The organism is Mesorhizobium sp. M6A.T.Ce.TU.016.01.1.1 (assembly GCF_003997065.1).
GTDB lineage: Bacteria > Pseudomonadota > Alphaproteobacteria > Rhizobiales > Rhizobiaceae > Mesorhizobium > Mesorhizobium mediterraneum.
Genome location: NZ_RZTJ01000001.1, coordinates 572,988 through 586,880, shown reverse-complemented (window position 1 = coordinate 586,880; position 13,893 = coordinate 572,988). Strand labels below are relative to the sequence as shown.

The window sequence follows — 13,893 nt, the reverse complement described above, 5'->3', positions numbered from 1 at the left end:
CGAGAACTCTGTTTAGCCCAGCACCACATTGGCCGCCGATTCCGGCAGATCTTCGCCGAAGGCACGCTGGTAGAACTCGGCCACGAGCGAGCGTTCCAGCTCGTCGCACTTGTTGAGGAAGGTCAGCCGGAACGCCATGCCGATATCACCGAATATCTCGGCATTCTCGGCCCAGGTGATGACCGTGCGCGGGCTCATGACAGTCGAAAGATCGCCGTTGATGAAGGCCGAACGCGTCATGTCGGCGACGCGCACCATCTTGTTGACGATCTCCTTGCCCTTGCCGTCGCGGTAGTGCTTGGCCTTGGCCAGCACGATGTTCACCTCATTGTCGTGCGGCAGATAGTTCAGCGTGGTGACGATCGACCAACGGTCCATCTGCGCCTGGTTGATCTGCTGGGTGCCGTGATAAAGGCCGGTGGTATCGCCCAGCCCGACCGTGTTGGCGGTGGAAAACAGCCGGAACGCCGGATGCGGGCGGATAACCCGGCTCTGGTCGAGCAGCGTCAGCCGGCCGGACGATTCCAGCACGCGCTGGATGACGAACATCACGTCCGGACGGCCGGCATCGTATTCGTCGAAGCACAGCGCGACATTGTGCTGGTAGGCCCAGGGCAGGATGCCGTCGCGGAACTCGGTGATCTGCAGCCCGTCCTTGACGACGATCGCATCCTTGCCGACGAGATCGATACGGCTGACATGGCTGTCGAGATTGACGCGCACGCACGGCCAGTTGAGACGGGCGGCGACCTGCTCGATATGCGTCGATTTGCCGGTGCCGTGATAGCCCGACACCATGACGCGGCGGTTGTAGGCGAAGCCGGCGAGGATCGCCATCGTCGTGTTCTTGTCGAACAGATAGTCCGGATCGATGTCGGGCACATGCTCGCTCGTCACTGAGTAGGCCGGCACCACCATCTTGGACTCGAAGCCAAATTTCTCCTTCACCGACACCGTGGTGTCGGGCAGGTTGGCGATGTCGCGATCGACCTTGTTCATCACTATCAACGTCTCCACGGGCGAAACGCCTGATTTCGCCGGCAATCTATTTTGTCCGGGGGCGGTCTTAGAGCCTTTTCCAACCTTATGAAAGTTGGAAAACGACACGAACCGTAAGGTCGCTCAGCACAATCCTGCCTGCTTGAGCACGCGATATGCCTGGAGCACATCGCGGAACCGGTCTTCCGAACCTCTGTCGCCGCCATTCGCATCCGGATGGTGGCGTTTCACCAGTTCCTTATAGCGCGCCTTGATATCCTTGCCAGTCGCCTTTGTATCAAGGCCAAGCGTTTCCAGCGCCTTGGCCTCAAGCGGCTTGGCCTTGCGCTCGCGCACCTCGCGCGGATCCTTCGGACCTTTGAACAGGTCGAACGGATCGCGCATGCGGTTGTAGTAGCCGGCGCGGCCGGAACGCTGCTGGGCGAAATCCGGCGAGGAGCGCGTCGAGGCGCCGTTGACGCCCATCTTCCATGTCGGCCGGTGGCCGGTCATCGCTTCCTTCTGGAAGCGGGCGATCTCGGTGTCGGGGACGCCGGAGAAATAATTGAAGCCCTTGTTGTACTCACGCACATGATCGAAGCAGAACTGAAAATATTCGCCCTCCTTCATGCGCCCGACCGGCGCGCGATGGGTGCCGGCCTCCTTGCAACCGTCCCACTGGCAGATCGGCGAGCGCGACTTCAGCTCCGCATCCTTCTCCGGGCGGATGCGGATTTTCTCGAAATATTTGGGGTACGGTTTCATCTCACCCATTTATGGGCTGTTCGCCGGTGCGAAACAAGAATTGACATTTTCGCGATGATCGCCCTAACCGCTGAATCGCGGCATAAAGCGGGCGATTGGCGAATTTTGTCGCGGCGACGGCATTGCGCGTCCTCCTGGACGCGCAAAGAGCACCGATTTTCGGGGATCATGCGCCAGCCATATGTGGTGAAGGGAAGTACGAATGTCCATACAGTCAACGATGGAAGGCAAGTTGAAGAAGGCGTTCTCGCCGGAGCGGCTGGTCATCATCAACGAAAGCCATCTCCATGCCGGCCATCACCATCAGGACTCCGACCATCACGGCACCTATGACGGCACCGGCGAGACGCATTTCCGCGTCCGCATCGTCTCCTCGGCCTTTGCCAGCATGAGCCGCATCGAGCGTCACCGAGCGGTCAACGAATTGCTGGCCGACGAGCTGAAGGCCGGTGTCCATGCGCTGGCGATCGAGCCGGCCGCGCCGGACGAAAAGACCAGGTGGTAGGCATCAGCCGAGCGCTGCCTTCAGGAAAATCATCACCGCACGGGTCAAGGCATCGCCTTCGTCGCCGAAATCGCGATTGATCGACATGTGCGAATAGGCGCTGCCGTCGAACAAAATGACTTCCGTTCCGGTTGCCCGCAGGCGCTCGGCGAAGGCCTGTGAGGCTGCCGCACGACCCGCTGCTCGCGAATAGGCGACGAAGGCAGGCGGATGCTTGCGGCTCCCGACGTGGAAGGCTGGCGACAGCGCGCGCCATTGCGCCGGATCGGGAAAGGCCCGGGCATAGGCCCGTGTCATGCCACCGCTCCTCGCAAGTGCCTCCAAATCATAGGCTCTGGTATCGTTCAGTACCAGCGCCGCAACACCGGGCAGACCGCCGCGCAGCCCGGTCAACGCAGCGAGATGGCAGCCGGCCGAATGGCCCATGACCGCTATCCGGTTCGGATCGCCGCCGTGTCTGGCGATGTTGGCGCGCACGTAGCGATATGCCTGCTCGACGTCGTCGGCCTGGGTGGCGACATCGGCCTTGGGCAGCATCCGGTAGTCGATGGAGACGAAGCAGAAGCCATTGTCGAGCAGGAAGCCCGGCTTGACGTCGACGTTGGTGCGGTTGCCGGCCCGCCAGGCACCGCCATGGATGAAAATGACCACAGGCAGGCCGCTTGCGCCATCGCGCGAGTAGATGTCGAGCTTGGCCGGTCCGTAGTCGAACGTTTGCGGAGAAAGAGAGCGCCGGCGCGATGACGCTGAAGCGCTGGCAGGCAGCAAAGCCATCGACATCAAAAGCAGGGTTCGCCGATCGATCACCGTCATCTCCAGACAGCCCAGTCGAAAGTGCACGCGAGCGCGGCGAGCGTCCAGTCAAGGATTGGTTAGCCGGGACAAGAAGCTAAATGTCGCCGGCCGGCCTGATCCTCAGCCTTGCGATCCGGTTCTTGTCGCGCTTCATGACGACGAAGCGCTTGCCGTGAAAGGTGAAAGCCTGCTTCTCGTCCGGGATCAATTGCGTCTCGTGGATGACGAGACCGGCAATGGTGGTGGCTTCCTCGTCCGGCAAGTCCCAGTCGAGCGCCCGGTTCAGGTCGCGGATCGGCACAGTGCCGTCGACGACGACGGAGCCGTCGGCTTCCTGCTTGACGCCCTGAATGTCGATATCGTGCTCGTCGGCGATCTCGCCGACGATCTCCTCGATGATATCCTCCAGCGTCACCAGCCCCTCGACCTCGCCATACTCGTCGACGACGATGGCGAAATGCGCCTTGCGACGCAGGAAGGCGTTGAGCTGTTCCTGCAGCGTCGTGGTGTCGGGCACGAACCACGGTTTTGTCGCGATCTTCATCACGTCAATCTGGGAAAAGTCGTTGCCGACATCGTTCAGCGCGCGCAGGAGGTCCTTGGCATGCAGCACGCCGACGATGTTGTCGAGTGAGCCCTTCCACAAGGGCATGCGGGTATGCGGGCTCTGCAGGATCTCGCGCACCACCGCTTCCGGCGGATTGTCGGCGTTGACCGAGCGCATATTGGTGCGGTGGACCATGACATCGGACACTTCGAGCTCGTCGAGATCGGACAGGCGGCCGATGCGGCCGCGATCCTCGCGCACCGCCTGGCCGTTGCGCCGAACATCATCGACGGCGCCGCGCGATTCATCATGGTTCGAATGCTGCGGCTCGATGCGCTGCAGTTCATAGCCGAAGGCGGCGAGCAGGCGCGCGCGAAAGGCGAAAGCGAGCAGGCCGAGCCCGGCTAGGACAGCAGCGACAATCCAGCCGGTCTCGTTCATCCCGGGCGGCTTTTCTGCTGACCCGGGCGGCTTTGCTGACCCGGGCGGCTTTGCTGACCCGGATGGTTCTCCCTTAGAAACGACAGCACCTCCGATGCCGGCACGTCCCTGGCGATGAACGCCTGGCCGATGCCGCGCGTCAGGATGAAGGTCAGCGCGCCGCGCGACACCTTCTTGTCCTGGGTGATGAACGCAAGCAGCGCCTCGGCATCAGGCAATTCGCCCGGAATATCGGCCATGCGCCAAGGCAGGCCGACGGCGCGAAGATGCGTCTCGACGCGCGCCGCATCGTCGGGACTTGCCAGATTGAGGCGTGACGAAAAGCGACAAGCCAGCGCCATGCCGATGGCGACCCCCTCACCGTGGACGAGACGGGCGCTGTCATAGCGGGTGGCGGCCTCCAGCGCGTGACCGAACGTGTGGCCGAGATTGAGCAACGCGCGGTCGCCGGTCTCGAACTCGTCGCGGGCGACGACATCGGCCTTGGCGCGGCAGGCTTCGGCGATGGCTTCGGCCCGCTCCGGGCCGCCGGCAAACACTTTGCCCCAGTTTTCCTCCAGCCAGGCGAAGAAGCCAGGGCGATCGATGAGCCCGTATTTGGCGAGTTCGGCATAACCGGCCCTAAATTCCCGGATCGGCAGCGTGTCAAGCACTTCGGTATCGGCCAGCACCAGTTTCGGCTGATGGAAGACGCCGACGAGGTTCTTGCCGCGCGCGCTGTTGATGCCGGTCTTGCCGCCGACCGAAGAGTCGACCTGCGCGAGCAGCGAAGTCGGTATCTGCACGAAGTTCATGCCGCGGCGCACGATGCCGGCGGCAAATCCGGCCAGGTCGCCGATGACACCGCCGCCGAGCGCGATGACGACATCGCCGCGCTCAAGCCTGGCTGCCAGCACGCCGTCCACCACCTCCTCGAGATGCGCGAAACTCTTGGTCTTTTCCCCAGCCGGCAACGTGATGACGGCAGGCTGAATGCCGCCCTTTTCGAGGCCGGCCTTCAACGTTTCGAGGTGTGCTGCGGCGACATTGTCGTCGGTGACCACCGCGGCGCGCGTGCCTGGAAGGCGACGCGAAATCTCGGTGCCCGCGCGCGAAAGCAGGCCGGAGCCGATTAAAATGTCATAGGCACGATCGCCAAGCCCGACTTCGACGGTGACTGTCGCATTGACGCTCACGACCGCACCTCGCCTGTCGCGGCCGCAACGCCGAAATACCCGCAAAGCGCGCTCACCACCTCGGCCGCAATGACCTCCTTGCGATCGTCGCGGGTCGGCACGGTGACATCGGCGCCTGCGTAGACCGGATAGCGCTCGGCCATCAACCGCTCGATCACGGCGCGGGGATCGGCGCTTTTCAAGAGCGGCCGGTTCTGCTTCTTGGAAACGCGGTCCATCAAGAGGTTGATATCGGCCTTCAGCCATACCGACAGGCCATGGCCGGCGATCGCCTCCCGCGTCTGCGCGCTCATGAAGGCGCCGCCGCCCGTCGACAGCACCTGCGGGCCGTGCTCCAGCACGCGCAGGATGACGCGCTGCTCCAGCGCCCGGAACTCGGTCTCGCCATAGCGTTCGAACAATTCCGGGACACTCATGCGCGACACGCTTTCGATCTCCTGATCGCTGTCGATGAAAGGCAGTCCCAGGGTCCCCGCCACCTTGCGGCCGATCGCTGTCTTGCCGGCGCCCATGAGGCCGACAAAGACGATGGAACGGTTGCCCAGCCGGCTGAGCAGCTCGGCATGGCTCTCATCAGGAGGATTTGCTGGTAGCGCGCTCATACGGACCTCGTTGCCGGCGTATCGACATCAAAAGCCTGTTTGCGTCAAGCGTGGCGCGCGCCGAGCTTCGTCCTTGAATTGGCCGGATTGGCGTCTCATAAGGGCACAGGGTTTGGAAACGCAGAACAAGAAGACGGGCGAAAATTGATGCCGACACTGTTCCGCTTTGTCGTGACGCTCACGATTCTGGCCGGCATTGTCTATGGCGCGATGTTCGCTCTGGCGATGTTCGTCGAGCCGAGAAAGGCCGAAATGAGCGTGCGCATTCCTCCGGAAAAGCTCAATCCCAAGAAAAACTGATCCTAGGAAAACTGACCCAAAGAAATGAACAGCGCGGCCCGCATCGAAGCCTTTCTGGAAATGATGAGCGCCGAGCGGGGCGCAGCCGAAAACACGCTTTCCAGCTATCGCCGCGACCTCGAAGACGCTTCGGCCGAGATCGGCGGCGGGCTTGCGGGCGCCGCAGCCGCCGATATTCGCGCCTATCTCGACGATATCGCCGCACGCGGTTTTGCCGCCACCTCGCAGGCACGCAAACTGTCGGCGATCCGCCAGTTCTTTAAATTCCTTTACGCTGAAGGCCTGCGCGGCGACGACCCGACCGGAACCCTGGACAGCCCGAAGAAAGGCCGGCCGCTGCCGAAGACGATGAGCGAGGCCGATACCGGCCGGCTGATCGACCGTGCGGCGCAAGAGGCAGCTGACGCCTCGCTGAACGACGGCGACAGCCTGGCGGCGCTGCGTCTGCATGCACTGGTCGAGGTGCTCTACGCCACCGGCCTGCGCGTTTCCGAACTGGTCGGCCTGCCGGTGACGGTAGCGCTGCGCGACGATCGTTTCTTCATGGTGCGTGGCAAGGGCGACAAGGAACGAATGGTGCCGCTGTCGGCAAAGGCGCGCATGGCGATGCGGACCTGGCTCTCTGCCCGGACCAAGGTGCCGGCTTTCGCAGATAGCCCGTTCCTGTTTCCGGCAGCAAGCGACAGCGGCTATCTCTCCAGGCAGGTCTTCGCCCGCGACCTGAAGGGCCTTGCAGCGCGGGCCGGCATCGCCTCGGCGAAAATATCGCCGCATGTGCTGCGCCATGCTTTCGCCAGCCATCTCCTGCAGAACGGCGCCGACCTCAGGGCCGTGCAGCAGTTGCTTGGCCATGCCGATATTTCAACGACGCAGATTTACACACATGTGCTGGAGGAGCGGCTGGTGCGGCTGGTCAACGATCATCATCCGCTTGCCGACTAGGCGTCATATCGCTATGTGAGGACCACGTTCCATCGCCCGGAGCCTCTGTTTCCTGGGTTCCGCCAGTCATTGCCTCCCGGTCTATCGGTCCGCTCAAGAATGTACAATTACCTCGATTTCGAAAAGCCGGTCGCCGATCTCGAGGGCAAGATCCTCGAGCTGAAGAAACTCGCCGAGAATGGCGAGGCGGTCGATGTCGGCGATGAGATCAGCCGTCTTGAGAAGCGTTCGCGCGACGCCCTGCGCGACGCCTACAAGGCGCTGACCCCGTGGCAGAAGGTGCAGGTGGCGCGCCATCCGGACAGGCCGCATTGCATCGACTACATCAAAGGCCTGTTCAACGATTTCACGCCGCTTGCCGGCGACCGCAATTTCGGCGAGGATCAGGCGATCGTCGGCGGCTTTGCCCGCTTTCGTGGCGAGCCGGTGGCGATCATCGGCCAGGAAAAAGGTTCGGACACGGCCAGCCGGCTGAAGCACAATTTCGGCTCGGTGCGACCGGAAGGCTACCGCAAGGCGGTGCGGCTGATGGAACTCGCCGACCGTTTCAACATCCCGTTGCTGACGCTGGTCGACACGGCCGGCGCCTATCCCGGCGTCAACGCCGAGGAGCGTGGCCAAGCGGAAGCCATTGCCCGCTCGACATCGGCCTGTCTCGGCCTGAAGGTGCCGTCGATCTCGGTGGTCATCGGCGAAGGCGGCTCGGGCGGTGCCATCGCGATCGCCACCGCCAACCGGGTCTACATGCTCGAGCACGCCATCTATTCGGTGATCTCGCCGGAAGGCGCCGCTTCGATCCTGTGGCGCGACACCACCCGCTCGAAGGATGCAGCGACCAATATGAAGATCACCGCCCAGGATCTGCTGGAGCTGAAGATCATCGACGCCATCATTCCCGAACCGCTGGGCGGCGCCCATCGTGGCCCGGAAGCGGTCATCGCCGCCACCGGCGACCTCATCGCCAAGACGATGAAGGAATTCTCCGGCGCCAACACCGATTTTCGTGAGCAGCGCCGCGAGAAATACCTGGCTATGGGGCGAAACCTTTAGCAAGACGAGGTTCGGCGCCGCAATGTGGCGAGATTGAGCACGTCCGCCACAAAAATGCCGCGGCATTCGGTTCAATCAAATTGCCGTAAGGGGATGCGCCCGGCGCTTGCGGTAAGGAATTTTCAAGGTTAACGGGCTTAGGGTTGGGCCTGGCGGCGCTGATGCCTGCGGTCCGAAAGAAAAGACATAGCCATACCCATGTTTGCCAAGCTCGCCCGCACCGGACTTCTGATTGCCGCGATAGGGGTCGCCGGCTGCAATGATTCTTCGATGAAGGATTTTGCCCCCCAGGCCAACAAGCCGCTGCCCGACAAGATCCTGGCCGGCATGAAGGCCAAGGGCATGACCCGCACCTCGCCGGTGATGGCCCGCATCTTCAAGGAAGAGGGCAAGCTCGAAATCTGGAAGGCCAAGACCAACGGCCGCTACGACTTGGTCGCCAGCTACGACATATGCAAATGGTCGGGCAAGCTGGGTCCCAAATTCACCGAAGGCGACCGCCAGGCGCCGGAAGGCTTCTATACGGTCCGTCCGGCGCAGATGAATCCGCGGTCGAGCTACCACCTTGCCTTCAACATCGGCTATCCCAACGCCTACGACCGCGCCAATGGCCGCACCGGTTCTCATCTGATGGTCCATGGCGCCTGCTCGTCGTCGGGCTGCTATTCGATGACCGACGCGCAGATCGAGCAAATCTACGCCTTCGGCCGCGATGCGTTCCAGGGCGGGCAGACCGAATTCCAGATCCAGGCCTTTCCGTTCCGCATGACCGCCGCCAACATGGCGCGTTATCGCAAGGATCCGAACTACGAATTCTGGAAGATGCTGAAGGTCGGCTACGACAATTTCGAGATCACCAAGGTGCCGCCGAAGGTCGACGTCTGCGAGAAGCGCTACGTCTTCAACCAGGTCGCGGCCGACGGCGCGACATTCGATCCGGCCGGCGCCTGCCCCACGACGACGCAGCCGGATTCGTTGAAGAGCGCCTTCAATGCCTACCAGAGCACCTACGAAGCGGCTTTCAACGGCGCGGTCAAAGCCAGCGTGCCGGCCCCCAAGCCAACCATCGCCGGCATCAAGGAAGCCAGCATCGTTTCCGAGTGGTCGAAAAAGCGCGCCCGTGGCGAACGCGTGCCGATCGAGCCGCCGTCGTTCAACGCCGACGGCTCGGTGACAGAGACGGCGCGCATGGGCCGCATCGATTCGCCGGCCGGCCGGAAGATGGCCGCGCTGGATGCGGAGAAAGCCGCCAAGCAGAAGGCCGAAGAGCAAAGGCTTGCCGCCATAGAGGCGGCCAAAGCCGAGAAAGAGGCGGCCAAGGCTCAGGCTCTGGCCGAAACGGAAGCGGCCAAGATTAATTCGCTGGCCGAAGAGGGGGATGCCGTGGCCGCGGCCGAAGCGCCTGTCGCCACCGCGACAATCGCGTCGCCCCAAGCTGCCGCCCCGGCCGAAACGCAGGCGGCCAATGCCGATCAAAGCAGGGTGACAAAGCTGAAGAACAAACTGCTCGGCATGTTCGGCGGCTGAGGTTCTCGCGCTTGGCCAAGCCTACTTCCGTCTATGACCTCAAGGGCCTGAACTGCCCCCTGCCTGTGCTGAAAGCAAAAAAGCGGCTGGCTGCGATGCGGCCGGGCAGCAGGCTCTGGCTGGAAACCACTGACCCGCTGGCCGTCATCGATATTCCTGCTTTCTGCACCGATGCCGGCCATCGCTTGGTCGAAACGGCAGCGGTTTCGGGCGCCCATCGCTTTCTAGTCGAGCGCGGCGAGCAGTCGCTAGACCATGATCCCGAAAAGTGGAATCCGGTTTTCGGAAAAGATCGTGGTTAACCAATAGGTTAAAATCAACGCCCGGCGATGGCCAGCGGGTTGTTTTCCAGCGCTGCGCGGTCGGGTGTGTCTATCGACGGCCGGTTGGTGAAGGCGGCAAACAGCCGGCGGACATAGTCCTCCGGCATGTCGAGCGTGATCAGCACCAGCCTTGTGCCGCGTTGGCCGTCCGGCCAGGACGGCAGCCGCGCCGGCGGATGCAGGATCTTCTGCACGCCGTGGACGACCAGCGGCCGCGCCGGGTCTTCCAGCAACTCGATGACGCCCTTCATGCGCAGCAGGCGCTCGCCATGCGCCGATCGCAACAGGTCGAGGAACATCTCGATCGCCGAAAACGGCACCGGCCCGTCATGAACGAGCGAGTAGGAGCGCACGCGGGAATCGTGCCGATGGTCGTTATCGTGGTCATGGCCATGGTCGTCGTGGTCATGGTCGCCATGGTGGTGATCATGGGCGGCTTCCTCGCCGAGCCAGCGTTGCACCTCGGCGGACTTGGTGGCTGGGTTGTAGAGGCCGCAATCGAACAGCGCCGCTACATCGGTCCTTTTGTCACCGGCCTCGAGCAGTTCGGCACCCGGATTGATCTGCCGCAGCCGGGCCCGCAAGGTCTCGACGTCGCGCGGATCGGTGACCAGATCGGCTTTCGTCAGCACGATGCGGTCGGCGACGGCCACCTGCTTCACCGCCTCGACATGGGCGTCCAGCGTCGCATTGGCGTTGACCGCGTCGACCAGCGTGATGACGCCGTCGAGCCGAAAGGCCTGGACCAGCGCCGGATGCGCCATGATCGACTGCAGCACCGGCGCCGGATCGGCGAGGCCGGTGGTTTCGATGACGACGCGGGCAAGCCGGGCGATACGGCCGGTCTGCAGCCGGTCGACGAGATCAGCCAGCGTGTCGACCAGCTCACCGCGCACCGTGCAGCAGAGACAGCCGTCGGAGAGCTGGATGATGCCGTCGGAGGCCTGTTCGACCAGGAGATGGTCGATTGCCACCTCGCCGAACTCGTTGATGATGACGGCGGTATCGGCGAGTGCTGGATCCCTGAGCAGCCGGTTGAGCAGCGTCGTCTTGCCGGCGCCGAGAAAGCCGGTCAGCACCGAGACAGGGATTGGGAAGCCGCTGCTCATCAGGCTAGTTCAAGGCCTTGGCGGGCTGGCCGCCTTTGGCCGCCGTGGCGGAACCGATAACTGTGGGCTCGGCACCGGGCGGCGTCGGCAGGTCGGGGCGCCAGCTCGGCAACGGCACGTCGGCATATTCCCGGCCCGATGTATCGAGCATCGCCTTCGGCTTCGGCCCGGTGGCGCCGCCAAGGCCGACGGCGACCAATGTCGGCACATGGTCGAGCTTTTCCCGATAGGGCGATTTTGGCGCATCCTTATCGCCGACGGGGACGGCAGCTTCCGACTGCTCCTTAGCCGGCTTCTTCTTGCAAAGCTCGTCACGCAGGTCATTGACCGATGTCGTGTCGCCATAGGCAGGCAGCGCCGCGACCGTGACCCAGTTCGGCTCTTGCGCCGTGAAGCCCTGGTCGAGCAGTCTCGCCGTGGTCTCGGCGCGGGTGATGGTCGACTGTTCGCCAAGCACGACGGCGACCAGCGTGCGGCCGTTTCGCGTTGCCGAGCCAATCATGTTGAAGCCCGAGGGGCAGACGAAGCCCGTCTTCATGCCGTCGGCGCCCGGATAGCGGCCGATCAGAAGATTGTAGTTCGAGATCTGCTTCTTGCCGACGGCGAGGCCCTCGATCGAGAACCATGGGGCATATTGCGGGAATTCCGTGCGGATCGCCATCACCAGCAAACCGAGGTCGCGCGCCGTCGTATACTGGTCCGGCGAAAAGAGCCCGTTCGGATTGACGAAATGCGATCCGGTCATGCCGAGCCGGCGTGCCTCGGTGTTCATGCGTTCGGCGAAAGCGGCTTGCGAACCGCCAATGTTCTCGCCGACGGCCATGGCGACGTCATTGGCCGATTTGACCAGCATCATCTTCAGCGCATTGTCGAGCCGCATGACCGAGCCCGGCTTGAAGCCCATTTTGCTCGGCGGCTCGCTGGCGGAACGTTTCGTGACCTTGATCGGCGAATCGAGCTGGACCTCGCCCGCGGCAATCGCACGAAATGCCACATAGGCGGTCATCAACTTGGTCAGCGAGGCAGGATACCAGCGCTTGAAAGCCTCCTGATGCTGGAGGATCTTGCCATTCCCCAGGTCGAACACGATCGTCGGATTGGCGAGAGCCGGACCGGCCAGCACCGGAAGCGCCACGGCGCCCGCCAGCAATAGTCTAGGGAAATGCTTGTACCGCATGGAATCCGAAATCGCCTCTTGCCGCAGTCGCCTCTGGCTCCGTAAGATTGTTACGCGATCGCCAGCATAGTGATCCGGCCCTCTACCCGGATCCCAGTCTTGCGGTGCTATTTACCCTATGTGACGTCAAGATGGCAAAGTGCCTGAATGACAATTGTAACAGTAGGCACAATTGCAAAGCAGCAGGCAGAACCCGTCTGCTCCAACAGCGAGATGGAACCATCATGCCGATCCTGAACCGCGCCGCCGAAATGCAAGACGAGGTCGCCGGCTGGCGCCGCCATTTGCACCAGACGCCAGAGCTGAATTTCGACGTCTTCAAGACCGCCGCCTTCGTCACCGAGAAGCTGAAGGCCTTCGGTTGCGACGACGTGGTGACCGGGCTCGGCAAGACAGGCGTCGTCGGCATCATCCGCGGCCGCCTGGGCGAAGGTACGACCATCGGCCTGCGCGCCGACATGGACGCGCTGCCGCTCAATGAGATCACCGGCAAATCCTACGCCTCGACCGTTCCGGGCAAGATGCACGCCTGCGGCCATGACGGCCACACCGCGATGCTGTTGGGTGCTGCCAAATATCTTGCCGAGACGCGCAATTTCGCCGGCTCCGTTGCTGTGATCTTCCAGCCCGCCGAAGAGGGCGGCGGCGGCGGCAACGAGATGGTCAAGGATGGGATGATGGAGCGCTTCGACATCTCCAAGGTGTTCGGCATGCACAACATGCCGGGCCTGCCGGTCGGCCAGTTCGCCATCAAGCCGGGCCCGATCATGGCGGCCACCGCCGAATTCACCATCACCGTCAAGGGCCGGGGCGGGCATGCGGCGATGCCGCACGGCACGATCGACCCGATCGTCATCACCAGCCAGCTCGTCGGTGCTCTGCAGACGATCGCCTCGCGCAGCACCGATCCGGTCGAAGCTGTCGTGGTATCGGTAACGAAATTCCACGCCGGCGACGCCTACAACATCATTCCCGAGAGCGCCGAGATCGCCGGCACCGTGCGCACGCTGAAGAAGGAGGTCGCCAGGAAGGCGGAAGAGCGCGTGCGCGCCATCTGCGAGGGAGTAGGCGCGGCCTTCGGCGCAACGATCGAGGTCGATTACAAAGCCAATTATCCCGTCACCTTCAACCATGCTGAAGAGACGGTCTTTGCCAGTGACGTCGCGGCTGATATCGCCGGCGACGCCCATGTGCACCGAGCCATCCAGCCGGTGATGGGCGGCGAGGATTTCTCTTATATGCTGGAGGCGCGGCCGGGCGCCTTCATCTTCATCGGCAATGGCGACACCGCGGGTCTGCACAACCCGGCCTACGACTTCAACGACGAGGTCATCCCGCACGGCATGAGCTATTGGGTGAAGCTGGCGGAGACGGCGCTGGCCGCCTGATGAATGTGCCTGAGCCCGTCCTCGGCTTGACCTGAGGGTGCGCTGCGATTTTGAGATGGCGACAAGGCCATCGAGTTCAGGACGTGACGATGCTCCGATCGTCACTTCCGACCGGACGGCTTCCGCGCAAGACCGAAGGCAATGCCTAGCGCAATGCCGATCCCGATACCCGCAATGATGTTGTCCAACGCGACGCCGATTGCCACGCCGATCACAATGCCGAGTGTGATGTGTTTGGCATCTATCATACCGGGTTATGTAGCGTGGAA

The 13,893-nt window shown here is 62.9% G+C and carries 15 protein-coding genes; 7 read left to right on the top strand and 8 right to left on the bottom strand.

Annotation, left to right across the window (positions count from 1 at the left end; translation table 11 throughout):
- Positions 1-12: 12 nt before the first annotated feature.
- Together cobS and EOC94_RS02980 are read right to left on the bottom strand one after the other, a co-directional pair.
- The gene (gene cobS / locus EOC94_RS02985) at positions 13-999 is read right to left on the bottom strand and encodes a cobaltochelatase subunit CobS (protein WP_095485930.1); all 987 of its coding nucleotides are present in this window, start codon (positions 997-999) and stop codon (positions 13-15) included.
- A 123-nt stretch (positions 1,000-1,122) separates the two neighbouring features.
- Positions 1,123-1,752, bottom strand: coding sequence for a J domain-containing protein (locus EOC94_RS02980; protein ID WP_095485929.1), 630 nt, complete (start codon positions 1,750-1,752; stop codon positions 1,123-1,125).
- Positions 1,753-1,945: 193 nt separating this feature from the next.
- Here EOC94_RS02980 and EOC94_RS02975 point away from each other — a divergent pair, with 193 nt between their 5' ends.
- A complete protein-coding gene (locus tag EOC94_RS02975; RefSeq protein WP_127288525.1) occupies positions 1,946-2,248 on the top strand; it encodes a BolA family protein in 303 nt (100 codons plus the stop codon).
- 3 nt (positions 2,249-2,251) lie between these two features.
- On the opposite strand, the gene EOC94_RS02970 is transcribed toward EOC94_RS02975, so the two are convergent.
- The 4 genes from EOC94_RS02970 to EOC94_RS02955 all read right to left on the bottom strand — a co-directional run bounded on the left by EOC94_RS02970 (position 2,252) and on the right by EOC94_RS02955 (position 5,808).
- Positions 2,252-3,055, bottom strand: coding sequence for an alpha/beta hydrolase (locus EOC94_RS02970; protein WP_127288524.1), 804 nt, complete (start codon positions 3,053-3,055; stop codon positions 2,252-2,254).
- Positions 3,056-3,137: 82 nt separating this feature from the next.
- Complete coding sequence (locus tag EOC94_RS02965; RefSeq protein ID WP_127288523.1) at positions 3,138-4,031, bottom strand: transporter associated domain-containing protein; 894 nt, start codon at positions 4,029-4,031, stop codon at positions 3,138-3,140.
- Positions 4,028-5,206, bottom strand: a complete 1,179-nt coding sequence (aroB, locus tag EOC94_RS02960) for a 3-dehydroquinate synthase (RefSeq protein WP_127288522.1) — start codon at positions 5,204-5,206, stop codon at positions 4,028-4,030. The genes EOC94_RS02965 and aroB overlap by 4 nt, the downstream gene beginning before the upstream one ends.
- Complete coding sequence (locus EOC94_RS02955) at positions 5,203-5,808, bottom strand: shikimate kinase (protein WP_127288521.1); 606 nt, start codon at positions 5,806-5,808, stop codon at positions 5,203-5,205. The genes aroB and EOC94_RS02955 overlap by 4 nt, the downstream gene beginning before the upstream one ends.
- A gap of 147 nt (positions 5,809-5,955) precedes the next feature.
- On the opposite strand from EOC94_RS02955, the gene EOC94_RS02950 reads away from it, so the two are divergent.
- The 5 genes from EOC94_RS02950 to EOC94_RS02930 all read left to right on the top strand — a co-directional run bounded on the left by EOC94_RS02950 (position 5,956) and on the right by EOC94_RS02930 (position 9,929).
- Positions 5,956-6,108 (top strand): histidine kinase, encoded by a 153-nt coding sequence (locus EOC94_RS02950; RefSeq protein ID WP_095485924.1) that lies wholly within the window; start codon positions 5,956-5,958, stop codon positions 6,106-6,108.
- 24 nt (positions 6,109-6,132) lie between these two features.
- Entirely contained in the window at positions 6,133-7,050 is a 918-nt protein-coding gene (locus tag EOC94_RS02945) for a site-specific tyrosine recombinase XerD (RefSeq protein WP_095485923.1), read from the top strand.
- A 99-nt stretch (positions 7,051-7,149) separates the two neighbouring features.
- Positions 7,150-8,100 (top strand): acetyl-CoA carboxylase carboxyltransferase subunit alpha, encoded by a 951-nt coding sequence (locus tag EOC94_RS02940; RefSeq protein WP_095485922.1) that lies wholly within the window; start codon positions 7,150-7,152, stop codon positions 8,098-8,100.
- A 198-nt stretch (positions 8,101-8,298) separates the two neighbouring features.
- Positions 8,299-9,627: a murein L,D-transpeptidase family protein gene (locus EOC94_RS02935; protein ID WP_095485921.1), complete on the top strand. Its 1,329-nt coding sequence runs from the start codon at positions 8,299-8,301 to the stop codon at positions 9,625-9,627.
- Between the two features lie 11 nt (positions 9,628-9,638).
- On the top strand, positions 9,639-9,929 hold the full coding sequence (locus EOC94_RS02930) for a sulfurtransferase TusA family protein (RefSeq protein WP_095485920.1): 291 nt from the start codon (positions 9,639-9,641) through the stop codon (positions 9,927-9,929).
- Between the two features lie 14 nt (positions 9,930-9,943).
- On the opposite strand, the gene EOC94_RS02925 is transcribed toward EOC94_RS02930, so the two are convergent.
- Both EOC94_RS02925 and EOC94_RS02920 read right to left on the bottom strand, forming a co-directional pair.
- Positions 9,944-11,059: a GTP-binding protein gene (locus tag EOC94_RS02925; protein WP_127288520.1), complete on the bottom strand. Its 1,116-nt coding sequence runs from the start codon at positions 11,057-11,059 to the stop codon at positions 9,944-9,946.
- 4 nt (positions 11,060-11,063) lie between these two features.
- Positions 11,064-12,236 carry a D-alanyl-D-alanine carboxypeptidase family protein gene (locus EOC94_RS02920; RefSeq protein ID WP_127288519.1) on the bottom strand — a complete coding sequence of 391 codons (1,173 nt, stop codon included), beginning with the start codon at positions 12,234-12,236 and terminating at the stop codon, positions 11,064-11,066.
- 224 nt (positions 12,237-12,460) lie between these two features.
- Here EOC94_RS02920 and EOC94_RS02915 point away from each other — a divergent pair, with 224 nt between their 5' ends.
- Positions 12,461-13,624, top strand: a complete 1,164-nt coding sequence (locus EOC94_RS02915) for a M20 aminoacylase family protein (protein ID WP_127205111.1) — start codon at positions 12,461-12,463, stop codon at positions 13,622-13,624.
- Positions 13,625-13,893 lie beyond the last annotated feature (269 nt).